Consider the following 23,998-nt stretch of genomic DNA (forward strand, 5'->3'; position numbering starts at 1 on the left):
GCCCTATGGAATATAGAACTAAAGCCGCTTAAATCATTTTTATTATTTCTACTGTCTACTTGACAGGGGGCAGTTCAATGAGATTGGGGCAAATTTGGTTTCTAAGCGGAGCAAAAAGCACAAAACTCCCCCTTAGAATTCCCCATCAAATGGAGTGAAAGGGATGTTAAGTCTATTCTCAACTGCTCTTAGTCTTTGGTTTAGCCGATTCAGCCTTCGTGTATGGCGGTCAACGGTCTGATTTAGCATTCTGACCTGATCAGTCAAATTGACCAGCTGCCTGTTAAGGCGGGTAATCTCTCTGGATTGATCCTGATTTTGCCTTTCCAAAGCGGTAACTCTTCTCTCCAGCTGCTGGGGCTGTCTTTCCGTATCATATTGTTCGAACTGCTGAATTTCATATTCTGGGGTGAAGTGGGCTGCTGGCTGAGGAAGATAACCTTGATAATAGCCATATGGATACATTGGGCACTCTCCTTTTATGCAAAAATCCTAAAACTCCCTATAATCTATGCATAAATGGGCGGAGAGACACGGCAAATGCCTATTTTATTGGCGGGCTGCTGCTTTGTGGTCTATATTATCTTAAAAGAGAAGGTTTAAAACGGCCGCCTCTGTTTACATAAAAGGGGGGACTTTGCTGATTTCCGAAACAAGAGAAGCAAGTGACTGCATCTGCTGGTCATCGAGGTCAAAAGCAATTTTGATCTTGTTTTCCAGATCAGCTGTTACTCTTCTCTTGCCCACCTCAACCAGAGCTATTAAAGAGAAGCTGCAGCTGACAACTCTTGCGAAATCACGCTGTGTCATGTTATAGCTCTTTCTGATTAATTTAATAATTTCTTTGTTCATTCTAATTCATCCTTTAACAATTCACCCATTTTTCAGGGCTATGTTTTTTGTCTTATAGCTATAAAATTAGCATTGTGATATAGGTTTGTCAAAGTAATTTAATAACAATGGAAAAGCAGTTTAATAGATTGCTGGAGGTATAATAACTAAATAAGAGGATAAAAAGAAAATAGAAAGGAGCTTTGCCTGTTGAATATACTTTGGGATTTTGATGGCACTTTATTTGATACATATCCAGCTTACACAGCGATCGTGAGAGAGGTTATGAATGATAAAAAGGTTTCCGATGAAGAGATTTTTTGCCAGCTAAAGGTTTCTTTCGGCGATGCATTTCAACATTTCAAGTTAAATGACGAACAAATAAAAACAATCAGGATGAGGGCGAGACAGCTGCGTCCAAATGATTTAAAGCCTTTTCCTGAAGTGGAGCAGGTATTAAAGCAGTCTGATAAGAATGTCATCATGACTCACAAGGAAAGAGATGATGTTCTTTCTATATTAACCTTCCATAAATTAGATGGATACTTTACCGATATGGTAGCAGGAGACGATGGCTATCCCCGCAAGCCTCACACAGCTTCTTATGAATTTCTGCATGAAAAGTATAAGGTTGATTTAGCAATAGGTGACAGGAAAATAGACATCCTGCCTGCAAAGAAACTTGGCATCAGGACCTGCCTTTTTCAGAATGAAGCTCCTGGAGCAGATTATTATCTGAACCACTATAGAGATTTCAATAAGAAAATAAAGCTATATTAGTAAAAAGCCTGGCACTTTTGGGTGCCAGGAGGTATTCTTTAATATTGAATTGGTCCTTCATAGCAGCATGTGTTTCTTTACGTTCTTGTTCCATCGTCATATTTATCGCCAAACAGCTTTTTCTTTTTTATTGTTTCAAAGTCTGCTTTGTACTTTTCCTCTGTTGATGAACTGCTCTTTATTTTTGATCCGTTTTTTTCTTCTTCCTTCTCCTGTTTTAAGTCTTCCATTGGTATAGGATCAACATTTTTTTCGCTCTCATACTTATCGAATAAACTTTCCTTCTCGGTTTTATATTGCTCGGGATTATCCATCTTTCCATCCTGAATGTTTTTGTCAGCCACTGTTATTCACCCTCCTTATTTCCTGTTTTCTTCCTGAGGTTTCTCAGGCTCTCTTTGGGGTTCGATATCTCTATCGTTTTCTTTCTTTTTATTTTGTTCTATCGAATTATTTTTTTCTGAATTGTTATGATCAGCCATAGTTAAACCCTCCTTTAACTGTTAGTATTCATTACCCTCTGGCAGTGGAGTAAAACCTAAATGACGGATTGCAAGAGTTTAACTGTTTAATCCGAAAGAGGAGAAATTGCTCTATAAGGCCATAAAAAAATGCACCTTCACTCTTGTGTGAGGTGCATTTTTTACCGCTTTAGGCAGCTTTTAGGTTGGGGTTATTCTTGCGCAGCTGCTTTTGTTTAAGGATTTGATAAACATACCAGCCGGTAATTAAGAGGGTTATGACTGATCCGATTATCATTGATAGTTGATAATCCATTTTAAAGCCTTCAGGGGCATAGAAGATATAGGTGGATACTACACCAGTCATAAACAATGCAGGAACACCGCTAATCCAATGGAATTTGTTATTTTTCAAAAGATACATAGTGGCTGTCCAAAGCATGACCGCTGCTGTAACCTGGTTTGTCCATCCGACATATCTCCAAAGGAATGAGTAATCGATGGTTGCCAGATATAAAGTAGGAAGAGCCACAGGTAAGGTGGTGATGACAGCCTTCCATTTCCCATCCATTTTTAGTAAAGATGAAAGTGATTCTGCCAGCATCATTCTTGAGGAACGAAGGGCGGTATCGCCTGTTGTAATCGGCAGGATGATTACTCCTAGTATAGCAAGGATTCCACCCAGCGTACCAAGGAGGCTGCCGGAAATTTCATTAACCACTCCCGCTGGACCGCCAGCCGCTAATGCATCTTGAAGACCTCCAGTTCCACCGAAAAGGGTCATGCCCGCTGCTGCCCAGATTAAAGCAATAATTCCCTCGCCAATCATGGCGCCATAGAAAACCTTTCTTCCATCACTTTCCTTTTTTAATGTGCGTGAGACAATCGGACTTTGTGTTGAATGAAAACCTGAGATCGCTCCGCAGGAAATGGTGACCATCAGTAATGGCCAGATTGGCAGTTCACCGGGATGAAGATTAGACAGTGTCACATTCGGTATGGATTTTTCGCTGAAAAGCAATGCAACTGCAATGGATACTGCCATAAAGATTAATATTGCTCCAAATAGAGGATAAATCTTTCCTATAATACGGTTTACAGGCAAAACAGCTGCAAGGATAAAGTAAGCAAAAATAATGAGCAATGATGCCATAAAACTTAAGGGAGTTATACTTGAAATCAGCTGTGCCGGACCGGCAGTAAATGCAGCGGCAACTAAAACCATTAAGAGAATTGAAAATATATTAATGAACGTTTTGGCCGGTTTTCCTAAATATCTTCCGACAATGCTTGGAAATTGCTCTCCTTTATGCCTAAGAGAAAGCATCCCTGAGAAGTAATCATGAACCGCCCCGGCAAAAATGGAGCCGGCAACAATCCAGATAAAAGCTGCGGGCCCGTATAATGCACCCATAATTGCACCAAAAATGGGACCTAGCCCAGCGATATTCAACAGCTGAATCAAGCTGCCTTTCCACCAGCTCATCGGAACAAAGTCCATTCCGTCTTTTTCCGTATAAGCAGGTGTAGGGCTGCTGTCATTTATACCAAATATGCGCTCTACTATCTTGGAATAAAAGGCATAACCTGCAATCAGCAAAACAATCGAACCTAGAAAAGTCGCCATGAAAAAATCCCCCTGTTGTAAATAATTATAAGTATAATCTGAAACTTAAGAATATGTTGAATATTGTACAAGGAAACTGGAATAAAAAGCAAGCTTATTTCAGAAAAAAAGATATTTTCCGATAATAATAACTTGGATTGGATAACGTGATGGAAGTCAAATAATGAAGGAACCCTCCTGCAAATGAAACCATAAGCTACTATAAGTTCATTTGAAGGGGGGAAGACAATGATTATCCTTTCGAATAATCAGAATAAACCGGGGGGTTCCAGTTTTTTTGGAGTTCAGCGTGAAATTTATCTGGCGCTGGAGAGCAGTCCCGAGACTCATCAGTACGATTCAATACATGAACTGCTATTTGATATTCTTTTGAGGGAGAATATTATCAAAGCAGCCAGGCAGCTTCATGGGAGCCGTGTGGAGTTTGCACCCTTTAATACATCACGCTTTAATTCGCGCATATGGAGAAGGACCAAATATGGATACCTGCTGGATCCATCTGTTTTACCGTCCGATGCAATCATGGATGTGTTTACGAACAGCTGGGAATATGCTTTTGAATGTACAACAGCCATTGTGCTGATTTTTTATAAAGCTGTATTGGACTCCATTTCTGTCAGCCGCTTCAATACACTATTTCAGGGACTTCTTGTATGGGATTGGAATTATGATCACGATCTGTCGATTGTTACCAAAAGAGGCCGGAATTTCATACCTGGTGATGTAGTTTATTTTTACAATCCTGATTATGATCATCCAGTTTGGACAGGTGAGAATTCCGTTTATTTGGGCGGGGGCATGTTCTTTGGGCATGGAGTAGGAATGGAAAGCGAAGCAGGGATGATAAGAGCTCTTAACACGCTTAGAAAGCCAGGTGCTACAAGGGATGCTTATCTCATTTCACAGCATAGCCGATTGAACGTGAAGTATCTATCCCAGTTTGCCAAGCGACCATTATCTATAGTGTGAAACGCAATAAAGCTGACATTTCAATAGGGTGAATCGCTTATTTTTCAGAAGCCATTCACCCAGAATTATCCTCAATTGTAGTATATTAAGACGATTTTACTCATACCTCGATATTTGTATCCTAAAGAAGGCATATTTCCTGAGAATGTGGGAAAACAAAAGATAATGATTATAGATATATATACACCAAATTACTTGATGTTTAAACATTAAAGGAGACAGAAATATGAAATTATCCCAGGTTATTAATTGCCTAAAGGATAGCGGGGAGATGGGTGTACTTACAGACAATCCTGATATTACAGGGATTGAAATGGATTCACGCAAAGTGGGGAAAGGAAGCCTTTTTGTTGCTATTAAAGGTTTTCAGGCAGATGGACATGACTTCATTGGACAAGCTGTTGAAAATGGGGCGGCTGCCGTAGTGGGTGAGGAAGCAATTGAGTTAAATGTGCCTTACATAAAAGTAACGGACAGCAGAACCAGTCTGGGGAAACTGGCGAATTGCTTCTATGATCGCCCATCAAGAAAGCATAAAATAATAGGTATTACAGGAACTAATGGGAAAACGACCACTGCCTATATTTTAAAGCATATACTGGAGACTGCAGGCAGGACCTGCTCCCTCTTGGGTACTGTATCAAACCTTATTAATAACAAGGAATATAAGACCTGCAACACGACACCGGATGCCTTGCAGATTCAAAAAATGCTGAGTAAAAGCCATGATGAGTTTGTCGTTATGGAGATTTCTTCTCATGCGCTGGAACAGTCAAGAACTGAAGGTCTGGAATTAGACTACGCGCTATTTACTAATCTGGCTCATGACCATCTGGATTATCATGATAGTATGGATCGGTATTTTTATGATAAAAAGAAAATCTTTACCTTGTTAAAAGAAGACGGTAAAGGAGTCGTCAATCTTTATAATTCATGGGGAGAAAAAATGGCAGGGCTTCTGCAAAATGAAAAGATTCCGTTGATTATGCTGGGTGATGAGAAGTGCTGCTCAATAAAAGACACTGCTATAAATGGGAAGACTGTTTTTATTCTCGAGGTGAGAGGGAAATCGTTTGAAATTGAATTTCCTCTTCCGGGCCACCATAATGTTTATAATGCAGCAATGGCTTTTTTGACAGGTATTGAATTGGGGATAGACCCGGAAGATATGATTAAGGCTTTGGCTTCATTTCCGGGTATACCCGGACGTTTTGAAATGATTATTCATCCATCAAGAGCTAAATTTGTCGTGGATTATGCTCATACAGTGGATGCGTTTGAATATTGTCTGGACACTGCGAAGCAGCAGGGGGCTGAAAGAATCCTTCAAATTTATGGATTCCGGGGCGGAAGAGATCAATCAAAACGTGTGGATATGATTAAAGTTTCGGCAAAATACTGCCATAAATTTTATTTGACCGCTGATGACCTCAACGATGAGTGTGAAAATGAAATGTTAAGCCAATTAATTTCTCTGAACAATGAATATGGAGACGGTAAGGGTGAAGTGATCCCCGACCGGACATTGGCTATCCGGAAAGCTTGGGCTGAAGCAAAAGAGAATGACTGGATCTTTATTACCGGGAAAGGTCCTGAAGCTTATCAACAATCTTTTGCTTTACCGGCAGATAATGATTTTGGAAACCTTAAAGCTGCTGAATACCGGAAGAAAACAGGCAGTCTTATAAAAAAAGGGTGTAGACCATGACTTGGTCTGCACCCTTTTTGTCTATTCAATAAGGTCTAAATAATCAGCTACAATTCCATCCAGTGGAAAATGCTTTAATTTATCTGCTTCTTTCTTGGAACGCACAGTCCAGGCAATTGCTTTCATGCCATTTGCATGTATTAAATCGATCACGCGCTTATTAACCACCGTCCACTTAGGATTCAGGTAGCTTGCATATTCGGCAATATTTTTTATCTCCATTTTGTCAGGAGGATAGTTGATTAAGATGGCGACAGGGATTTCCGGCATCAGTTCATGAAATAATCTCATTGAAGCAGTTTCAAATGACTGCACAATAATATGGTCTTGACCTTTTGAATCAAGTTTTCTTTTTTTTAGTTCCTCGGCGATCATCTTTTCAATGCCCGGATATAGGGATGGTTTCTTTAACTCAATTAAAAGCCCGACACGATCCGCATATTTGTCCAAGACCTCTTCAAATGAAGGGATACAGGCACCGCTGAATTTTGCAGAAAACCAGCTGCCGGCATCCATTTTTCTGAGCTCATCAAAGGTAAAGTCAGAGACTTTTCCTTTATGGTCAGTTGTACGGTCTACAAGGGAATCGTGAATCACGACCAGCCTTCCATCCTTGCTTAATTGCACATCAATTTCCAGATAATCTGCTCCCATTTCGATTGCCCGGTCATATGAGGGAAAAGTATTTTCCGGGCAGTAGCCGGCAACTCCCCGATGGCCAATTCTTTTTATCATATGTGCATTATTTGCTATTTTCTTAATGCCGAAAAATGAAATAACTGTAGCTAAAGCTGTAAAAATCACATTTTTCATTACCTTCAAAGTCATTTCTCCTCGCCATTTTTGCTCATCTTATAGGATGTGAAAACATTTTGTCAACTGCAGAGGATTACCAAGTTTTGATCCTGTTTATTCCCAATCCTCATAAACAATTGTACCGCCAGTCAAATCCAGGGTATTTCTTTCGCCTTTATAAAAAAGTTTTCCTTCTTCTTCAACTATAAGGTTTTCATATGTAAATACACTCTTTCCGGAAGGAAGCTGGATGATGATTTTCTCACCCAGTTCTTTTTTGGGGGCTTCTATAGTAATGAGGCTTTGAGAATAAAAATATAATGCTGTAAAGACAGCAGCTAAACATCCCAATAGGACAATTGACACCAGCATAAATTTGCTCTTAGGCTTCTCCATATGCAATTCAGATCTTGTCATGATTCCTATCCCTCCGCTAACCAGATATATTGGTTTATTCCACCATTTTTCACCATTTAATCCTCAAAAGGATTTTAAATCCTCAAATATGGTATGCAGGAATAGTAATGAAAATGACTATAATTGGGTGAAAGTTAGACAAGCAGAAGAAGCAGCAGTGTCAATTGGGAAAATTAAGAAAAATGAAATATTTTCTGGCCTTTGTCCGTATATAAATTAAGCTTTAATAGTAAAAAGGAAGGAGGCACGGGATTGATAGCCTGACTATAAAAATGAATAGGATGGTTTGGCAGAAGCAGAGGCAAAGAGAAAAATTGCCGAGGCATTTGAACAGTATGGCCAGGCGGCTATGATGGATATGGTCATTAACATGCTTCCGGAATATGCGAAACAGCTTGCTAGCCCGTTATCGAATATTGATAAGATTACAGTGGTTGATACAGGGGTGACTGCACTAATGGCGGTGCCAATAAAGTAACCGGCTATGCCGCCAACCTGATGTCCACTATGCAGGAAAGCCTGAAAGCTTCATCCGGCATTGACGTGAATGAGCTTCTCCAAATCATTTCAGGCAAAGGAAGCGTCCGCCAAAGCCTGGAGCAGCTGACTGAGGAAATCAAAGAAAAAGAACCCGTCCAGACCGCTAAGTATATCCAGGCCACTCTCTCGCTCATAAGAAATAATGAAATTGCCTATTTTTATCTGGGGAGATAACCTGAAAATGCCGTTATATCAACAAAAAATAGAAGCCTTCACACCGAAGGCTTCTATTTTGCGCAGAAAACTGTGTATTCGTCTATCGCACAATCTGGGTGAATTGAATAGGATATATTGAATCAAACAAAGGAGGTAATTGACTATGTCAGACGGTTGCGGATACGGCGGCGGTTTCGCCCTTTTAGTTGTATTGTTTATTTTACTGATTATTATCGGTGCTTCTTGGGGTTACGGTGGATTCTACTAATAAAATATGCAGACAGATTTAATTGGCAAGGGAGGGGATTTTATAATGTATGGCTACGGATATGGCGGCTGCGGATACGGTGGTGCTGGATATGGCGGGGGCTTTGCGCTAATTGTGGTTCTATTCATCCTATTGATCATCGTAGGTGCTTCTTGCTTTAAGTGGTAATAGATTAAAAAGAAAAGCAGGGGAGCCTGCTTTTCTTTTGTATGCATACATAACAGTGTTTCCAAAGATGCCAAATGGGGAAAAGAAGCAGCATAAAAGAAATAGGGAGGTTTGCAAAATGGATGAACTTAAAACACAGGATCGGGAAAACACTATGAGGGAAATTTACTCCATATTGGAGGGCGGCCTTCAGCGGGAAATGCATCAAAATGAATATAAGCTTGTTTCCGAGTGGGTAAGCGGTTTTAATCTGGAGGAAAGAGCTACGATATTAAATATGCTCAAGGAGCTTACCAATAAACATATCCGAATTGATTAATGGTATCCGGGGCAGATGCATGTATCCGATTGCTGAACATGAGCCTATTGACAATAAAAGCCAGAAGCTTATATACTACAATCAAACAGGTTGAAAGGATGATTTAGGGGCATGAAGTTATAATCTTATTTTTTCTGGTATCTTTTTATATTTAAAAAGTTTATCCCGGAGAACATAGGATTAGTGTGCCCTTTTTTAATCATTCCTTATCGGAAGTGATGTCTGCTTATTTGTCTTTAAGCGGATTATATTTTATTTAGGCGCGCGTTTTTTATGTATTTGCACCATGTCCAATGATGGGTGCACAGTCCTCTCCGGGTATGGGGAGGTTTTTTTATGTGTGCAAATAAAATCAGCAATCACCACAATAACGGTATACCGGTTATCATGGCCAGGGATCTTCAAAAATCATTCGGAGATAAAATGGTTTTTTCTAATTTGGAATTCGATATTTATCAGCAGGATCGAATTGGTCTTGTTGGCTTAAATGGCACAGGTAAGACTACATTGGCCAATATTTTATTCGGCAGTATCCAGGCGGATAAAGGGACAATCGAGCGGATGAAGGAGCCATATAGAATCGCCTATCTGCATCAGTCAGCAGATTATTCTGTGAGTGATATTCATGCTCCTGACCAAAGCCCGGAAGAAGAAATTGTCCGTCAGGCAAGCAGATTAGGACTCTCAAAACTCCGAGAATGGAAAACGGAAAGGCTTGATTCTTTAAGCGGGGGAGAAAGATTGAAGCTCTCCTTAGCTAAGGTTTGGTCATCAAAACCGGATATGCTGATTTTGGATGAACCCACCAATCATTTGGATTTACAGGGAATCGAGTGGCTTATTGGGGAGATTGGCCAATTCTGCGGTCCTGTCATGGTCATTTCCCATGACCGTCACTTCCTTGATCAGGCTGTCCGCAGGATTTTTGAGCTGCAGGAGGGCATTTTAACCATGTATGACGGCAATTACACAGCCTACCGGGAACAAAAACAGAAAAATTATGATGATCAGCTTCATCAATTTAATGTTCAGCAAAGAGAGATCGATCGGATCGAAAATCAGATGGCCAATTTAAAAAAATGGTCAGAAAAAGCTCACAGGGAATCAACTAAGGGCGGAAGTCCTTCTGAAAATAGGCAGATGGGCTTTAAAGAATACCACAGAGTGAAGGCTAAAAAGATGGATCAGCAGGTGAAGTCAAAAATGAAAAGGCTTCAGCAGGAACTGGATAAAAATAGAATTGAGAAGCCGGCAGAAGAGGCAAAAGTGCACTTTCAATTTGATTCAGCAGGCAAACGGGGAAAAAGGATCATTGAAGCTAAAAACCTCTCAAAAAGCTTTGGAGATCGGACTCTTTTCAAGGATAGCCAGTTTTATATAAAGCATGGCGAAAAAATAGGGATTCTTGGATCAAACGGGACTGGCAAGACCACTTTTATCCGTATGCTGCTGGAAGAGATACCCCCTTCTGATGGGGAACTCTGGATTAGCAGCACTTTAAAGATTGCCTATTTAAACCAGGATATTAATGATTTACCGTTAACCAAAAACGCCATTGAAGCACTTGATCTCAGCGAACGGGAGCAGATTTACAGGGCAAGGACCCTATTGGCAAATCTGGGTATGAAGGAAGCGAAGTTAACTCAGCCGATTGGACAGCTGAGCATGGGGGAGCGAATCAGGGTGAAGCTCACAGACATGCTTTTAAAGGAATATGACGTCCTAATATTAGATGAACCGACTAATCACTTGGATTTGCCAAGCAGGGAGCAACTTGAAAAAACGCTCAGGGAATTTTCAGGTACACTTATCATTATTTCGCATGACTTATATTTTTTGGAAAAATTAAGCACAAGATTGCTTGTATTTGAAAAAAATAAAATCACCAGATTTGATATGAACCTGAAGGAGTATCGTATGAAATCCAGAAGGTCCCAGCAGGAAAAAGCTCATGATTCCACAAAAGACCGGATCATGGTGATTGATAACCGCATCAATGCGATTCTTGGAGAACTCAGTCTGCTTGTTCAGGGTGACAGCAAATATGCCCAATTGGATAAGGAGTTTAATGGCTTAGTAAAAGAAAAAAGAACATTGTTAAATCAATAAGTGCAAAAAGGCAGGCCCCAATAATAATGGGCCTGCCTTCACATCTGATTTACTTCTTTTTAGTGCTGTTATTATTCTTCTTTTTTGCATTAATCCACAGTTTTCCATCTGCTGTCTTGCGGGCTTCATTGCCGTAGTCATCCATCACTTTCACTTCAATTTCGGCACCAGGTGCTTTTACATTTGAAGTGGCAGTATAGTAGCCGACATAATGGCCCGGGGAAGTTTCCATCATTGGAAGCTCAGTTGCGTTATTCAGGTGGCCGCCAGCATTTGTTAAAGGCATTCTGATGGCAAAGGTAGCTTTTAACCCTGGTTCACTATCAAATTCGATTTTTACCGATTCGCCTTTTTTAAGCTCCTTGTCTTCTGCAGGAAGAAGATTTTCTATGGAAGGAGCTGTATATTTAGCATCGACTGTGATTGTTTTCTCTTCGCTGTTTTTCGCTTTATCCTGTGCTGTTACTGTAATGGTGTTTTCACCTTCATCCAGCAGGATGCGAAGAGAGTATTCACCGTCTGTAACCTTTGCTGTCTGGCCGTTTACTTTTACCCAATCAAGGTTATCGTCAGAAACGGTTCCCTTAACAGTGACTGTTTCTTTGTTTGTTTTCGATTTATCTGCAGGGCTTGTAATGGACAGTTCCGGTTTTGTTTTATCATATATTACTTTTACAGGTTCAGAAGCATCAGTGGACCCTGACTCTGTTGATGCTTTGGCAGTAAGTGTGTTTTCCCCTTCAGTAAGTGAAATCTCTGCTGAGAAAGTGCCTTCGTCTGTACTGCCAGCCGATGCGACTTCTTCTCCATTATTAAATACTTTTACAGTAGTTGTAGGAGCGGAAGTACCTTCAATAGTAACTTTACCCTGGTTTGTAAATGTTCCATCCGCTGGTGAAGTAATGACAGGTGCTGTAACTTCATAGTTTACTGTCGCGCGAATCATATAGTTACCTTCATCTTCAGGCGACGGTGACCAAGCTCCGCCTACAAGCTGCCAGCTGCGTCCTGCATACTCTCCATCCTCATCTGTGCCAAGGCCAGGAGCATTAGGATTTGGTGCTGATTGGATATAGACCATATAGAAGTCGCCATTTGTAACGATTCCTTCGTCACTAAGATCTACATGTGTCCATTCACCGTTTCTTAATGCTGTTGCTTCAAATGGGCCTGCAAGTTTCTTGCCTGGGGCTCCGTCCGGTCCGCTCGCATCGTATACTTCCACTTTGAAGTCTGTACCGCCCGGAGTCGGCCAGCTTGTATCCCAGAAGCGGAATAATCCGCCGGTAACCATTGCGCTGTCATGGCCGGATGCAAGGGACATTTTAACTGCCCAGCCATTGCCGGCATCGTAGAATGCACGAGCATTTTCAGCTGTGCCATCATCATATCCGATTTCACCCGGATATCCGATAAATGGCTTAAGCTCAATGTTTTGCTCAAGAGTTGAGCCGCCTTCGATCGTGATGCTCTGCTCCTTGCTGTAGTAGGAAGGTGCCATTGCTTTTAAAGTGTATGTGCCTTCATAGGCTGTGAGTGTATATTCACCGTTTTCATTTGTTGTTACTGGCTGTACTGCCGCATCTTCAATTAAAAGAAGCGTAGTATTTGCAACAGGCTCTCCAGTTGCTTCATTTGTCACAACACCTGTGACAGTGCCTTTTGGTATTTCCTCAAGGACGAAATTTGCAGTCGCTTCTCCATCCTGCGGTATATTTACATTTTGTGTTTGAGAACGATAGCCGTATGCTTCCGCTTTTACAGTGAAATCACCTGAAGCATGTGTCATTTCAAAAGATCCGTTTTGAGGATTAGTAAATACGGACCTGCCTGATTCCAGCACACTTACTTCGGCAGTAAGCGGAAGAAGATCAGGTGCCGGCTGATGCTGTTTCTCATCATCTTTTGCTGGTGCATCCTTTTCAGGAACAATTTTATCAGGATTTACCTTTTCCTTCTTTAATTCTGCAGAAGGTTTATCCTTGCTGATGCCAAGCTGTGCTTTGCCTGCAGGTTCAGCTGGAGTATCAGATAACCTTACATCATCAATATACCAGCCTTGCTTCTGAACAGAGCCATCTGTAGTTACATTGAATGCTACATAAATTCTCTGTCCTGCGTATGCACTTAAGTCTACTTCTGCATTAACCCAGTCTGTTGTATTGCCGTTTACGCGCAGAGCCTGTTCCCAGTTTTCCATATCGGTTGATACAAAAACGTGACCATAATCATAACGGTTTTCAAGCTCGTGCCATTGCTTAAATTGAAGGTAGGCATTTCCTTCCGGCAGGTCAATAGGAGGCATCTGCAGATTCATGTTTGCTCTATTTGCATAGTTGCCGTCAAGTTTAGTTGCATATACCTTTTCCCCGGATGCTGCATTGCCAGGACCTGATGATGGAACTCCCCACTCCCAGCTGTTTTCCGGTCCATACGAAGTCCAGCCGGCCGGCTGTGATTCAAAGTCCTGAGAATAGCCAATGCTGATTCCTGGTCTTACCGCCACTTCATAGGAGTCTGTTTCAGTTAAATTCCCGCCAAAATCATTGATCTTCCATTTATAAGTTACAGAAGGTTCAGCTATGTCTTCTCCAGGAATAACTGCCTGGTAAGTACCATCTTTATAGTTGCCGTCTGTTCTTTCGGCCTCAATGGCGGCCCAGCTGCCGTCAGCTTTTAAGTATTCAAGATCCACTCTTGTGACGCTTACATTATCTGATGCAGTCAATTCAAGTGCGAGATCCATTCCTGCATATGTTTCCTGAGGTGCTTCATGATTGGCTTCAGGAGCTTCGGAGTCATCTCCTTCTTTTGCAACCTGGCCTTTAATTTTTCCAAGACCGGTCAGTACGGAAGAAACCGCATCGAAGGCATTTACGAGTCCGTATCCAAAACCATTATTTGGTGTCTCAGGATAAGTACCATTTGTCAAAGGAGTAGAGGTGGTCAGCAGAATTTCCTCCATCTCTTCAACAGTCAGACTTGAGTCAACCTGGCGGAGCAGCGCGGCAACGGCAGAAACATGCGGCCCAGCCATGGAGGTTCCGTTCCAGCCGCCTTCATATCCGCTTCCGGGAACTGAGGAACGTATGTTAACTCCTGGTGCAGATACATCAGGCTTAACTTCTTGGTATGGAGATGGCCCTTGCAGTGAAAAGCTTGCTAAGCCATTGTTAATATCAGTCGCACCAGTAGCAAATGATTCCGGGTAGTTTGCTGGTGTTGCAACTGAACCAGGTCCGCCTGGATTAAACAATGTAGTGTTTCCTGCAGAGAATTCCGGGAAAATTTCAGCTGCACGCCATGCCTGCACCATTGGACGATACCATTCATCCAGTCCAGGTCCGCCGCCCCAAGAATTATTGACAACATCGGGTGCTTTTTCAGGATGCGGATTTCCTTCAGCATCCTTTGGAGCCAGGATCCATTCACCGGCTTCAAGAAGGTCTACATCAGTTCCGCCGTTTGCAGTAAAGGCTTTTACTGCGATCCATTTCGCACCAGGTGCAACACCGATCTGATTGCCTCCATTCGGCTCGGCACCAACCATAGTTCCAGTTACGTGGGTTCCGTGACCCTGATCATCGTAAGGAACTGTCTGCCCTGCAGTGGCATCAAACCAGCTGAATTCATGTACTGGAGAATCAGGCTGTGCAGGGTTATAGCCCCGGTACTTTTCTTTTAATGCCGGGTGGTTCCACTGAACACCTGTATCAATAGATGCAACGACTGTACCGGATCCATCAATTCCCATCTCCCATACAGCAGGAGCTCCGACGCGGTCGATGTTCCATTCGATCGAGCTGGTTTCTGCTTGTGTTTTAAGAGATTTTTCTGCCTCTTTAACAGGTTTATGAAGCTGTCTTGTTTCATTTGGAAGAATCTTTTCTACTTCAGGGAATACTGCGATTTGCTCCATAACGTCTTTAGTAGCTGTTACTGCAATTGCATTGACGATGTAGAAGGATTGAACATCTTTTGCCTTGCCGTCTTTTTCCTGTTTTTGAAGAAAATCGGCGACATGGCCTTGAGTTTCAATAGCTGTAGATCTTAGTGAGGACAGGACTGCAGAGCGTTTCATGTATTTTGATTTAGAGGCTGTCAGTTTTTGTGATGCAGCCGCTTTTTCAGCCTTCTTGACTGCTGCTGAAGTATCGGCCTGTTCTTTGAATTTAATCAGGAATGTTACTTTATCTTCTTTGTCAAATTGTTTAAGCAGTGAGCTGTTAATTTTACTTTTTGCTGTCTGAGGAGCAGCTTTCTTAACTGAAGTATGCGGAGAGCTCTTGCTTTCTGCCGACCCTATGCCTGGGAACATCAGCGGCAAAATCAGAAAGGCTGTCAGCATCACATACAGAATGCGATTCAATGATTTTCTTTTTCTTTTCAAAAAATTCCCTCCTTGTTTTGTTAATTCATTTAAATTGCTGGTTTGCAATGAAGAACTCAACCACCTCCTATGGGTACTTTCCAAAAATGGAAAACCCTGCCGTTATCCTGTACTTTAGCTAAATTAAAGGCTGGAGATTGTCGAAAATTAATGTTTTTTGCAGTGGTTTTATGAAAATAGCCATAAGGCTTCATACGTCAATAAGGGTTACATGCTTAAAGAATGAACTTTTTATGGTTATTTATAGAGTAAAAGTATCATTTTTCCATATAGTCAAATGAATCTTGGAAAAAATAAGGAAAAGGAGGGAGGCAGTATTTTCACAGAATGATAAAATAAATAAAAAGGGTGGAGAACTTAAAGGAAACCTTTACTCAAAATTGAAAAAAATGAACAGAAGATGGGTAGTCTGGGGTGTAACTTTATTCATCTTTTTACAGGTGAAAAGAGATTGAAAAAAGTTACGGTTAAAAAGGCGCTTTCTCGGATTTTTCTCAAATTTGATGCTTAGGAATCAGATTGTTTTAAAATATAGGATAAATGAACAGGTTCTGGATTATGGTTTTACCAAATGTTTTACATAAACAATGGAAAAGTGTTTCTTTTCTGATTCTTATTCGTCTAATACTATGCGAGGGGGCGCCACAATGGAGAGAATATCGGCAGAAGCGTTTGAAGATATATACAGCGAGTACAGCGATCGAATTTATGGATACATATTTCTTCTCGTAAATGATAAGGAAGTGGCGGAAGATCTGACACAGGACACCTTTATCAAAGCCTACAAATATATGAATCAATTTAATGGGGAGTCCCATATCTTTACGTGGCTTGTCCGGATATCAAGAAATGTAGCCATTGATTATTTGCGCAAAAAAAGCAGATTCAAATTTTTCTCAATAGAAAAATTCCAGCTCCAATCAGAAGAAGATACTCCTACAGAAATAATGATTAAGGGTGAAAAAGTCACACTCTTATATGAAGCAATCCGCCATTTGAAATTAAGCTATCAAGAAGTGCTGATTTTGAGAAAGATAAAGGAGTTTTCCATCAAGGAGACGGCCGAAATCTTGAATTGGTCCGAAAATAAAGTGAAAATCACCACTTCCAGGGCACTCGCAGCGCTAAAAAAAGAATTGCAGAAAAGGGGGGAAATCCATGAAGAGCTCATTCGGATCCGATAATTCCTTTCGAGAATTGGGACGTATTCCGCGGTCTCAAAAGCAAAAGCAGGAGAGTCTGCAAAAAATATTGAGGAGCATAGAGGAAAAACCTGAAAGAAAGAAAGCTATTTTCCCGAGATTTTTATCTGCTGCCGCTGTAATGGCTGCTTGTGTCATGTTCGCTTTTATTATTTTTTCTGAGGATTCTATGACCAGAGGCAGCAGCAGTTCAGAGATGCTTGGGAATAGCTTTATAAGCCAAACAACTATTGCTATATCAGAAACCGAGAAAAGCTTCTCTGCCGATGGAAAGTATACGGCTGAAACCGCGACTGTAAAAGATCCAAAGTGGGAAAACACGGCAAGAAATGCGATTAATTCGGCAATCCTTTCAGAGGCAGTCATTGATGCCAAACCAACCTATGATATCCAATTTAATTTAAAGGGAAAAGAGCCGGTAAAGATGAAAGTCTGGAACGAGCAAGGCGAAGTTTACTTTAAGCTGATTGACAGTGAAGAAATTTATTCAGTTCCTGCTGCAGAGGGCTCCATATTTTTTGAATATATAGAAGCAATCGCACAAAGCATTCAAAAGACTCCTTAATTTGACTCCTGTAAGGGGTCATTTTTTTAGGCAGAAAGAGCTTGAATTCGACAATTATCGAGAATTTTTTCAAAAATCGGATTTCTGGGACTGACACTTAGCCCGTTATTATTTTCCTTATTTGCCAGTTTTACAGACTATAATATTACTTCAAAAATGAATTTTATCGGCCTTGATAATTTCAAACGCATGTTTACGATTGATGACCTTTTTAAAACGTCACTATGGAACACTTTATAGAAGGTTCGAATATCGCATCAGGCACGAAAGGATAACAAAAACGGCTAAGCGATTCGCTTAGCCGTTCTTTTCATTGTATAGGGCAATAGGTTCTCCATTCTCCGTCAACGCACACCTTGTGGCGGGGAACATAGCATTCAATGACCACAGAATCCGGATTCAGCCCGTTTTCTTCAAGCTGGAATGATACTGAAGCTTCGGACTCAGTGTCAGCGGATGAGCAGGGATACCCGCCGCGCCATTCATACTTTGTACAGTAGTAGCATAGCTGGCCGGATGCTTTGGCTTTATCGGAAGAGACTGTATTGATTTTGGCCGCTTCTTTAATCAGCTGTGTTTTTTTCAATTCTACTTCTGTTAAATAATCAGTAAAGGTGCTGTCTTTTGAGATATCTATCTTGGTCTCTTCCTCAGATTTCAGGTCTCTTACATAAAAAGCCTGATCCTCAATAAGCCTGCTGTAATCAACCAGCCGCACTTTTAATTCCTTCCCGGACTCAAAGGAGAAAGATAGAAGGGACGAAAAATTTACGAGAGCTTTTTCATCTAAGGAAATATTTTTTTCGTTGTATTCAATTTCATATTGCACTGTCCAGCCATATTGTTTTCCTTTTTCATCAATAAGAGCTTTTGGCTGGGTGGAGGCATCTTTTAATATAGAAGATTTGAATTCCTTAAACTCATCAGATTTCAACACAGCTTTCATGAAATCTTTCTCAGTCAAATCAGCAGTACTGCTTTTGGGCTGTGCAGAAACATTGCCTGAGAAAACTAGTAAAATAGTCAAGAATAAGAAAATATACTTTTTCATCACATACCTCCTAAAAGTATTGTCCAATATAAGATTAACCTATATTTCCATATTTAGGAATGGTGCGATGTGATTATATTTATCTAGTATATTTTATCTAATCTGAATATAAAAACAGCCTTGTGGTAAAAGACTTTTTAAGGCGAATTAATTAATATTATAGAAGCTTTTTGTATTATCATATAGCTTCTTAAGGGCGCTGCTGAAAGATATTTCTTTTAGTTTAGCAAGGGCACTGATGGAATGGGCCATCATGGAAGGGTGGGTAGGTTTGTTTTTAAAAGGGCCTTCGAATTCCCATGGGCCATCTGTTTCTGCCATCAATTTATCCAGTGGGTAATCCCGTACGAGGCCCTGTATTTCTTTTTCATACACGATATCTGGAGTAAAGGATATGTAATACCCATTGGAAATCAGCCTGCTTGCTGCAGCAGTGTCACCTTTAAACCAGTGGAAATGAGCCTTTTTAATCGAATGCTTTTCCAATAAATTGCACACAATCTGTGCATCATCATAAATTGCATGGAGGATAATGGGCTTATCCCGTTTTTTAGCAAGCTTTATGAATTCTTCGAGAAGTTCAATATATCCGCCTTGAATCTTGCTCCCCTCAGATCTCAAATAGTATGGAAGGCCAACCTCGCCAACAGCAGCCATCTGCTCTGTGTGAGTCTTTATCCAGCTGAAAAGCTCTGATATATCATGATCATTGGGCAGAACCTGTTCAGGGTGAAAACCAAAGGCAGGTTTAACAAAGGGATAGATTTCTGCAAGAGCAAGGTTTCTTTTGCAGGAGGTTAAATCGCTTGAAACAGTAATAAGTGAAAGCTTAAACGGCAATTCATGAAACATTTTTTCTAAATCAATATCGCTGTACTTATCAAGATGAATATGGGCATCAATATAATTATCCATGCTGTTGCCTCCTAATGATTTTTCAGCGCAAGATGGATGCTTCTTTTGCATTCAAGGAAATTTTTATCCAGGAAAATTCCCTCCATTCGCGGCCGCCCAAAAGGAACTTTAAATTCTTGAACCACTTTAGCAGGCTTGCTGCCGAGTATTAATATTCGATCAGAGAGGTAAATGGCTTCTTCGATATTGTGAGTGACAAACAGAATCGTCGGCTTATGTTCATTCCAAATATCGAGAAGCCATTTTTGCATATCAAGACGGGTAAGTTCATCCAAAGCTGAAAAAGGTTCATCCAGCAGTATGATTGGCTGCGGGCTTAATAGTGCCCGGATGAAGGCGGCCCTTTGCTTCATGCCTCCTGATAATTCATGTGGAAATGCATTTTCATAGTCACCGAGTCCCGCTTTTTGAAGCATTTTTCTGGCAGTTTCCGGATCGGCTTTCCCCATAATTTCCTGGCCAAGCAGAACATTCTGAAGGATAGTTCTCCATGGCATCAGGGAAGGTGTCTGGGGCATATAGCTAATTGACCCGCGTTTGCCGGTGATTTCGGCATTTTGAAGCATTATGGACCCTTCATCAGGCAGAAGCATCCCGCCAATCAGGTTAAAGATAGTGCTCTTTCCGCTGCCTGATGGACCTAAAATCGAAACAAACTCTCCTTCATTTACTTGAAAACTCAAATTGCTTAAAACCAGATTTGAGTCAAAACTTTTCGTTAGAGAATTAACCGATAATTGTATCATTTCCTGCCACTCTCCCTGGACTTCCATTTAATAAGCAAACGTTCTGACAGTAATATACCTCCAAAAAGCAGCAAACTTAACAGCATAATCGCAAGTATGGCTACAAAAACGCGGTCTGTCCGAAAGGAAGAAGAGGCTAAAGTCATATATACCCCTATTCCGGCTTTAGCTCCGAGCCATTCAGATATTACAGCACCCATCACACTATAGGTTGCAGAGATCTTTAGCCCGGAAAATAAAGATGGAAGGGAATGGGGAAGCTCAAGCTTCCAAAACAGCTGTCCTCTGCCGGCTCCAGCCATCAGCATATAATGCCTGAGATCTGCCGGAGTTTGCCGAAAACCATCCAATGCTGCAACAGTAATGGGGAAGAAGCATACCAGCGTAATGACAATAAGTTTTGGAAGTATGCCAAATCCAAACCATACAACCAGTAAAGGAGCCAGAACAATTATTGGCACATTTTGTGAAAGGATGAGAAGCGGGTAAACAGACTCCCTTATAAAAGGTAATAAGTGCAATATTACAGCTGTAAGCAATCCGATGACAGTGCCAATGGCAAATCCCCATAATGAAAGCAGGACTGTCGATTGAAGATGCGGGCGGAATCCATCCCAGCCTAAAACCCCCTCCTGAATGATATCGGTCGGGGGAGGCAGGAGCCAGACAGGGACCTCTGCCAGATTTACCGCCACTTCCCAAAGAATGAATAAAAGGAGGAGAACCGCAGCCGGCCTCCACCCTTTTCTGAATACATTGATCATGGACGGTACTTCTCCGTTAAATCACTCATTTCAATTCCATCGGGCTGATAGAGAATCTTAACCTGTGAGATTACATTGCTGCTTCCTTTTTCAATCATTTTTCTGTTCATATCAGCAATGATTTTCAATAAATGTTCTAAATCGCCTTCCATCGTTGTTTCGAGTGGATGCACTTCGAACTTAACACCGGATTGCTGAATGACACTGATTGCTTCATCAACGTACGGGATAACACTTTCCCCATCTTTAGTTTTTGGAATGATTTGAATGCTTACAAGTGCGTTTGCCATTTCATAAACTCTCCTTATTCCGGCAGGAAATCATTTGTAAATGCTTTGCCGGCATCTAATTCTTTATCTAAAAGACCATTTTCATGCATCCAGTCTGCATAGTTTTCCCAGACCTCAAGCTTTTGTTCTCCCCATCTGGCAGCATCGTCCTGATAGCGCGGGGATAGCCACTCCTGGCTCTTTTTGACCAGTTCGCTGTCCAGGTCAGGAGCATTCTTTAACAAAATATCAGCTGCTTCCTCAGGCTGGCCGATTGCAAATTCATATCCTTTGGCTGCAGCTTTTACAAATGCTTTGACAGTATCCGGATCATCTGCAATCATTTTTTCACTCGTTGCCAGAACAGGCGTGTAGTAATCCAGTTTTTCTGAGTAGTCTGTGAGGTAGACCATGTTAATCTTTTCCCCCCGAAGCTCAGCTTCTACACCTGTCCATCCGTAATAAATCCATGCGAAGTCTATATCTCTTTTAACCGCTGTAAAAAAGTCTGCATCTCCCATGTTCACAATTGATACCTTATCAGCATCGGCATTTTCCTTCTTCATTAGGGAGTCAATTACTGATTTTTCTACAGGAGCTCCCCACCCGCCATACGTTTTTCCTTCAAAGTCTTTCGGTGATTTAATGTTTTTTTCAGCAGGGGATGCAAAACCGGAAGTGTTGTGCTGAATGACAGCCGCTATTGATACCAGCGGCACACCCTGTACACGGGCTTCCGTGATGCTTTCCTGATAGCTGACACCGAAATCAGCCTTGCCTGATGCCGTCAATTGATCTGCACCTGCTTCACCTGGCATGATAATCTCGACATCGAGCCCTTCTTCTTTAAAATAGCCTTTTTCTTTTGCGGCATATAAGCCGGTATGATTGGTATTTGGCGTCCAATCCAGTACGACAGTAACTTCTTTCAATTCTTGTTTGCTGCCTGGATCTTCATTTCCAGTCTTAGCATCCTGGCCGCTGCCGGCACAGCCGGATAACAGCAGCATCGCAGAAATAACTGCTATACACTTTTTCATACAGAAACCTCCCAAAAAAGCTTTATGTAGTAAGGAAAGTTGATATTAGTCTGCCCAGAAAATAAAAAACGCCCCGGCATAATACCGGGACGCATATAAAAAACAATTTATTTTTGTTTAAGAATATGTTCCCTACGCCGGTATTAGCCAGATCAGGTTCAAAGGGTCAGCATCTTAAGGATGAAGTCTCAACCGGCACACCGGTTCCCCTACATTTCTTGCTATTTAATTTTAACAGGCATGAATACTTTCCATGATTTATTATAGCAGACATTATCAAAATGGGCACCATTTGAAAATTATTTCATTTCAATAGTCCGGCTCTCTTTCCATGTTTTGAATTTCTCAAGTTCACCTGTAATCTGACTGACGGCAAAACCAAGTACTGCTGCATCATCGAGGATACCCATTCCAATTAAAAAGTCTGGAACCAGGTCGATAGGAGAGACAAAGTATAGGATGGATGCAATAATAAAGATAATTGATTTTTTGGAGATATGCCGGTAATCGCCTTTTGACCATGCCTTAACTAAATCGATCAGCAGCTGAAACTTTTCCCATATATCACTTAACGAAGATTTGTTTTTCTCAGCTTTAAGTGTAGCCTTTTTTAGCAGGCCTTTTGTTTTTTCAGGATCATCCGCATAGCGTTTTGCTCTGGAAGAAAATTTTTTATAGCCGTCCTTATAGTCTTTCGTTTCTATTTCAGGCATAGCCATCACTCCTATATTGATAATTCGTATAAACAATTATAATCTATTATTTACCGCATACCGGACATGACATAAACATTTAAACAGGAGAAAAAAATGGAAACAGCCTTCAAAGCTGTGACAATATTTTAGTGGGAGCTGGTATTTGTGCTTGAGAAATGGCTGAAGGAATCAAATTATACAGTAATACTATCTGGAGCAGGAATGTCAACGGAAAGCGGGCTGCCTGATTTCAGGTCAGCCAATAATGGCTTATGGAACGGGAAAGACCCTGGGAAAATTGCCAGTACTGAAGCATTGAATGAAAATGTGAAGGAGTTTATAGAATTTTATCGGCACCGGGTAATCGGGCTTAAGGAGTGCAGCCCCCATAAAGGCCACTATATTCTTGCTGATTGGGAAAAGAGAGGCATTTTAAAGAGTATTATCACCCAGAATGTGGATGGATTTCATCGGCTGGCGGGAAGTGAAAATGTATCAGAGCTTCATGGGAATCTGCAGACACTCCATTGCCAGAAATGCAAAAAAGAGTTCCCGAGCGAGGGATATTTGCATGGACACGTTCAATGTAATTGCGGGGGGCTGCTTCGTCCTTCAGTAGTTCTGTTTGGGGAAATGCTGCCTGAGCAGGCTTTAGATTTTGCAGCGGCAGAATCAGAAAAGGCAGAATTATTTATTGTTCTGGGATCATCCCTGACTGTGACACCAGCCAATCAGTTTCCGCTGATAGCAAAACAAAACGGAGCAAAACTGGTGATTATTAATATGGAACCCACTGATTTTGACTTTTATGCTGATGAGGTGATCCATGAGCGCAAAATTGGTGAGGTTCTCAAAGAACTTGATCGTGCTTTTAAACAGCGGGAGAATGAAGATTCATAAAAATAGCCCTCATACTATGATTTTTTGAGTCAATCCCCTATAATGGACAATGAACATGATTACTGCTGTTTCAAGCGATATGATATATAAGGAGTGTTCAGCATGTTATCAAACATCGGTATTCCAGGCTTAATTCTCATCCTGGTTCTTGCTCTTATTATTTTTGGTCCTAAAAAACTTCCTGAAATAGGGAGAGCATTCGGGGAGACCTTAAAAGAATTTAAGAAATCTACCCGTGATCTCACTAAAGATGATGATGATGATAAAAGAAAATAGCCTACTGGTTTAGAACCGGCTTTGCAGACGATTAGTC

At 41.1% G+C, this 23,998-nt stretch carries 26 protein-coding genes, 1 pseudogene and 1 riboswitch; of the genes and pseudogenes, 12 read left to right on the forward strand and 15 right to left on the reverse strand.

Annotation, left to right across the window (positions count from 1 at the left end; translation table 11 throughout):
- Positions 1-132: 132 nt before the first annotated feature.
- Both ACTHRG_RS00005 and ACTHRG_RS00010 read right to left on the reverse strand, forming a co-directional pair.
- Positions 133-465 (reverse strand): hypothetical protein, encoded by a 333-nt coding sequence (locus ACTHRG_RS00005; protein ID WP_076256848.1) that lies wholly within the window; start codon positions 463-465, stop codon positions 133-135.
- A gap of 153 nt (positions 466-618) precedes the next feature.
- Entirely contained in the window at positions 619-852 is a 234-nt protein-coding gene (locus ACTHRG_RS00010; protein WP_076256850.1) for a helix-turn-helix domain-containing protein, read from the reverse strand.
- 189 nt (positions 853-1,041) lie between these two features.
- Here ACTHRG_RS00010 and ACTHRG_RS00015 point away from each other — a divergent pair, with 189 nt between their 5' ends.
- On the forward strand, positions 1,042-1,611 hold the full coding sequence (locus tag ACTHRG_RS00015; protein WP_440230408.1) for an HAD-IA family hydrolase: 570 nt from the start codon (positions 1,042-1,044) through the stop codon (positions 1,609-1,611).
- Between the two features lie 77 nt (positions 1,612-1,688).
- On the opposite strand, the gene ACTHRG_RS00020 is transcribed toward ACTHRG_RS00015, so the two are convergent.
- From ACTHRG_RS00020 to ACTHRG_RS00030, 3 genes are all read right to left on the reverse strand, one after another.
- Complete coding sequence (locus ACTHRG_RS00020; RefSeq protein WP_076256854.1) at positions 1,689-1,955, reverse strand: hypothetical protein; 267 nt, start codon at positions 1,953-1,955, stop codon at positions 1,689-1,691.
- 15 nt (positions 1,956-1,970) lie between these two features.
- Positions 1,971-2,093: a 3-methyladenine DNA glycosylase gene (locus ACTHRG_RS00025; RefSeq protein WP_076256857.1), complete on the reverse strand. Its 123-nt coding sequence runs from the start codon at positions 2,091-2,093 to the stop codon at positions 1,971-1,973.
- 169 nt (positions 2,094-2,262) lie between these two features.
- Positions 2,263-3,699 (reverse strand): carbon starvation CstA family protein, encoded by a 1,437-nt coding sequence (locus tag ACTHRG_RS00030; protein WP_076256859.1) that lies wholly within the window; start codon positions 3,697-3,699, stop codon positions 2,263-2,265.
- Between the two features lie 228 nt (positions 3,700-3,927).
- Between ACTHRG_RS00030 and ACTHRG_RS00035 the strand changes: the two genes are divergently transcribed.
- A complete protein-coding gene (locus tag ACTHRG_RS00035) occupies positions 3,928-4,668 on the forward strand; it encodes a protein-glutamine gamma-glutamyltransferase (protein ID WP_076256861.1) in 741 nt (246 codons plus the stop codon).
- 226 nt (positions 4,669-4,894) lie between these two features.
- On the forward strand, positions 4,895-6,376 hold the full coding sequence (locus tag ACTHRG_RS00040) for a UDP-N-acetylmuramoyl-L-alanyl-D-glutamate--2,6-diaminopimelate ligase (RefSeq protein ID WP_440230409.1): 1,482 nt from the start codon (positions 4,895-4,897) through the stop codon (positions 6,374-6,376).
- Between the two features lie 21 nt (positions 6,377-6,397).
- Here the strand turns inward: ACTHRG_RS00040 and ACTHRG_RS00045 are convergent, their stop codons facing one another.
- Positions 6,398-7,204, reverse strand: a complete 807-nt coding sequence (locus ACTHRG_RS00045; RefSeq protein WP_076256865.1) for a glycerophosphodiester phosphodiesterase — start codon at positions 7,202-7,204, stop codon at positions 6,398-6,400.
- A gap of 81 nt (positions 7,205-7,285) precedes the next feature.
- Positions 7,286-7,588, reverse strand: a complete 303-nt coding sequence (locus tag ACTHRG_RS00050; protein WP_076256867.1) for a hypothetical protein — start codon at positions 7,586-7,588, stop codon at positions 7,286-7,288.
- A 283-nt stretch (positions 7,589-7,871) separates the two neighbouring features.
- Here ACTHRG_RS00050 and ACTHRG_RS00055 point away from each other — a divergent pair.
- The 5 genes and pseudogenes from ACTHRG_RS00055 to abc-f all read left to right on the forward strand — a co-directional run.
- A pseudogene (locus ACTHRG_RS00055) lies at positions 7,872-8,271 on the forward strand (flotillin domain-containing protein); the annotation flags it as partial.
- Between the two features lie 176 nt (positions 8,272-8,447).
- Complete coding sequence (locus tag ACTHRG_RS00060) at positions 8,448-8,552, forward strand: YjcZ family sporulation protein (RefSeq protein ID WP_076256869.1); 105 nt, start codon at positions 8,448-8,450, stop codon at positions 8,550-8,552.
- 45 nt (positions 8,553-8,597) lie between these two features.
- Positions 8,598-8,720: a YjcZ family sporulation protein gene (locus ACTHRG_RS00065; protein WP_076256871.1), complete on the forward strand. Its 123-nt coding sequence runs from the start codon at positions 8,598-8,600 to the stop codon at positions 8,718-8,720.
- Positions 8,721-8,838: 118 nt separating this feature from the next.
- On the forward strand, positions 8,839-9,039 hold the full coding sequence (locus ACTHRG_RS00070; protein ID WP_076256872.1) for a hypothetical protein: 201 nt from the start codon (positions 8,839-8,841) through the stop codon (positions 9,037-9,039).
- Positions 9,040-9,375: 336 nt separating this feature from the next.
- On the forward strand, positions 9,376-11,148 hold the full coding sequence (gene abc-f / locus ACTHRG_RS00075; RefSeq protein WP_076256874.1) for a ribosomal protection-like ABC-F family protein: 1,773 nt from the start codon (positions 9,376-9,378) through the stop codon (positions 11,146-11,148).
- A 49-nt stretch (positions 11,149-11,197) separates the two neighbouring features.
- Here abc-f and ACTHRG_RS00080 read toward each other — a convergent pair whose 3' ends face one another.
- Positions 11,198-15,496, reverse strand: a complete 4,299-nt coding sequence (locus ACTHRG_RS00080) for a S8 family serine peptidase (RefSeq protein ID WP_440230473.1) — start codon at positions 15,494-15,496, stop codon at positions 11,198-11,200.
- Positions 15,497-16,185: 689 nt separating this feature from the next.
- On the opposite strand from ACTHRG_RS00080, the gene ACTHRG_RS00085 reads away from it, so the two are divergent.
- Positions 16,186-16,722, forward strand: coding sequence for an RNA polymerase sigma factor (locus ACTHRG_RS00085; protein ID WP_076256876.1), 537 nt, complete (start codon positions 16,186-16,188; stop codon positions 16,720-16,722).
- Positions 16,697-17,305 (forward strand): hypothetical protein, encoded by a 609-nt coding sequence (locus tag ACTHRG_RS00090; protein ID WP_076256877.1) that lies wholly within the window; start codon positions 16,697-16,699, stop codon positions 17,303-17,305. Before ACTHRG_RS00085 ends, ACTHRG_RS00090 begins: the two co-directional genes overlap by 26 nt.
- Positions 17,306-17,615: 310 nt before the next feature.
- Here ACTHRG_RS00090 and ACTHRG_RS00095 read toward each other — a convergent pair whose 3' ends face one another.
- The 7 genes from ACTHRG_RS00095 to ACTHRG_RS00125 all read right to left on the reverse strand — a co-directional run bounded on the left by ACTHRG_RS00095 (position 17,616) and on the right by ACTHRG_RS00125 (position 22,803).
- Positions 17,616-18,356: a hypothetical protein gene (locus ACTHRG_RS00095; RefSeq protein WP_076256879.1), complete on the reverse strand. Its 741-nt coding sequence runs from the start codon at positions 18,354-18,356 to the stop codon at positions 17,616-17,618.
- A 147-nt stretch (positions 18,357-18,503) separates the two neighbouring features.
- Positions 18,504-19,271, reverse strand: a complete 768-nt coding sequence (locus ACTHRG_RS00100) for a TatD family hydrolase (protein WP_076256880.1) — start codon at positions 19,269-19,271, stop codon at positions 18,504-18,506.
- Between the two features lie 11 nt (positions 19,272-19,282).
- Entirely contained in the window at positions 19,283-20,017 is a 735-nt protein-coding gene (locus ACTHRG_RS00105; RefSeq protein ID WP_076256882.1) for an ABC transporter ATP-binding protein, read from the reverse strand.
- Positions 20,014-20,781, reverse strand: coding sequence for an ABC transporter permease (locus ACTHRG_RS00110; protein WP_076256884.1), 768 nt, complete (start codon positions 20,779-20,781; stop codon positions 20,014-20,016). Before ACTHRG_RS00110 ends, ACTHRG_RS00105 begins: the two co-directional genes overlap by 4 nt.
- Positions 20,778-21,071 (reverse strand): thiamine-binding protein, encoded by a 294-nt coding sequence (locus ACTHRG_RS00115; RefSeq protein ID WP_076256885.1) that lies wholly within the window; start codon positions 21,069-21,071, stop codon positions 20,778-20,780. Before ACTHRG_RS00115 ends, ACTHRG_RS00110 begins: the two co-directional genes overlap by 4 nt.
- Before the next feature lie 14 nt (positions 21,072-21,085).
- The gene (locus ACTHRG_RS00120; protein ID WP_076256887.1) at positions 21,086-22,090 is read right to left on the reverse strand and encodes an ABC transporter substrate-binding protein; all 1,005 of its coding nucleotides are present in this window, start codon (positions 22,088-22,090) and stop codon (positions 21,086-21,088) included.
- A gap of 112 nt (positions 22,091-22,202) precedes the next feature.
- Positions 22,203-22,311: riboswitch (TPP riboswitch) on the reverse strand.
- A gap of 78 nt (positions 22,312-22,389) precedes the next feature.
- Entirely contained in the window at positions 22,390-22,803 is a 414-nt protein-coding gene (locus ACTHRG_RS00125; RefSeq protein WP_076256888.1) for a YkvA family protein, read from the reverse strand.
- Positions 22,804-22,950: 147 nt separating this feature from the next.
- Between ACTHRG_RS00125 and ACTHRG_RS00130 the strand changes: the two genes are divergently transcribed.
- On the forward strand, positions 22,951-23,685 hold the full coding sequence (locus tag ACTHRG_RS00130; protein WP_076256890.1) for an NAD-dependent deacylase: 735 nt from the start codon (positions 22,951-22,953) through the stop codon (positions 23,683-23,685).
- A gap of 102 nt (positions 23,686-23,787) precedes the next feature.
- Positions 23,788-23,961, forward strand: a complete 174-nt coding sequence (gene tatA, locus ACTHRG_RS00135; protein ID WP_035327434.1) for a twin-arginine translocase TatA/TatE family subunit — start codon at positions 23,788-23,790, stop codon at positions 23,959-23,961.
- Positions 23,962-23,998 lie beyond the last annotated feature (37 nt).

Source organism: Cytobacillus sp. SAFR-174 (genome assembly GCF_051964675.1).
Taxonomy (GTDB): Bacteria; Bacillota; Bacilli; order Bacillales; family Cytobacillaceae; genus Cytobacillus.

Bases quoted from the DNA above. Each gene is read 5' to 3' on its own strand.
- ACTHRG_RS00005 (WP_076256848.1), bottom strand. From the start codon at position 465: ATGTATCCATATGGCTATTATCAAGGTTATCTTCCTCAGCCAGCAGCC.
- ACTHRG_RS00010 (WP_076256850.1), bottom strand. From the start codon at position 852: ATGAACAAAGAAATTATTAAATTAATCAGAAAGAGCTATAACATGACA.
- ACTHRG_RS00025 (WP_076256857.1), bottom strand. From the start codon at position 2,093: ATGGCTGATCATAACAATTCAGAAAAAAATAATTCGATAGAACAAAAT.
- ACTHRG_RS00030 (WP_076256859.1), bottom strand. From the start codon at position 3,699: ATGGCGACTTTTCTAGGTTCGATTGTTTTGCTGATTGCAGGTTATGCC.
- ACTHRG_RS00035 (WP_076256861.1), top strand. From the start codon at position 3,928: ATGATTATCCTTTCGAATAATCAGAATAAACCGGGGGGTTCCAGTTTT.
- ACTHRG_RS00040 (WP_440230409.1), top strand. From the start codon at position 4,895: ATGAAATTATCCCAGGTTATTAATTGCCTAAAGGATAGCGGGGAGATG.
- ACTHRG_RS00045 (WP_076256865.1), bottom strand. From the start codon at position 7,204: ATGACTTTGAAGGTAATGAAAAATGTGATTTTTACAGCTTTAGCTACA.
- ACTHRG_RS00050 (WP_076256867.1), bottom strand. From the start codon at position 7,588: ATGACAAGATCTGAATTGCATATGGAGAAGCCTAAGAGCAAATTTATG.
- ACTHRG_RS00060 (WP_076256869.1), top strand. From the start codon at position 8,448: ATGTCAGACGGTTGCGGATACGGCGGCGGTTTCGCCCTTTTAGTTGTA.
- ACTHRG_RS00065 (WP_076256871.1), top strand. From the start codon at position 8,598: ATGTATGGCTACGGATATGGCGGCTGCGGATACGGTGGTGCTGGATAT.
- ACTHRG_RS00070 (WP_076256872.1), top strand. From the start codon at position 8,839: ATGGATGAACTTAAAACACAGGATCGGGAAAACACTATGAGGGAAATT.
- abc-f (WP_076256874.1), top strand. From the start codon at position 9,376: ATGTGTGCAAATAAAATCAGCAATCACCACAATAACGGTATACCGGTT.
- ACTHRG_RS00080 (WP_440230473.1), bottom strand. From the start codon at position 15,496: ATGCTGACAGCCTTTCTGATTTTGCCGCTGATGTTCCCAGGCATAGGG.
- ACTHRG_RS00085 (WP_076256876.1), top strand. From the start codon at position 16,186: ATGGAGAGAATATCGGCAGAAGCGTTTGAAGATATATACAGCGAGTAC.
- ACTHRG_RS00090 (WP_076256877.1), top strand. From the start codon at position 16,697: ATGAAGAGCTCATTCGGATCCGATAATTCCTTTCGAGAATTGGGACGT.
- ACTHRG_RS00095 (WP_076256879.1), bottom strand. From the start codon at position 18,356: ATGAAAAAGTATATTTTCTTATTCTTGACTATTTTACTAGTTTTCTCA.
- ACTHRG_RS00100 (WP_076256880.1), bottom strand. From the start codon at position 19,271: ATGGATAATTATATTGATGCCCATATTCATCTTGATAAGTACAGCGAT.
- ACTHRG_RS00105 (WP_076256882.1), bottom strand. From the start codon at position 20,017: ATGATACAATTATCGGTTAATTCTCTAACGAAAAGTTTTGACTCAAAT.
- ACTHRG_RS00110 (WP_076256884.1), bottom strand. From the start codon at position 20,781: ATGATCAATGTATTCAGAAAAGGGTGGAGGCCGGCTGCGGTTCTCCTC.
- ACTHRG_RS00115 (WP_076256885.1), bottom strand. From the start codon at position 21,071: ATGGCAAACGCACTTGTAAGCATTCAAATCATTCCAAAAACTAAAGAT.
- ACTHRG_RS00120 (WP_076256887.1), bottom strand. From the start codon at position 22,090: ATGAAAAAGTGTATAGCAGTTATTTCTGCGATGCTGCTGTTATCCGGC.
- ACTHRG_RS00125 (WP_076256888.1), bottom strand. From the start codon at position 22,803: ATGCCTGAAATAGAAACGAAAGACTATAAGGACGGCTATAAAAAATTT.
- tatA (WP_035327434.1), top strand. From the start codon at position 23,788: ATGTTATCAAACATCGGTATTCCAGGCTTAATTCTCATCCTGGTTCTT.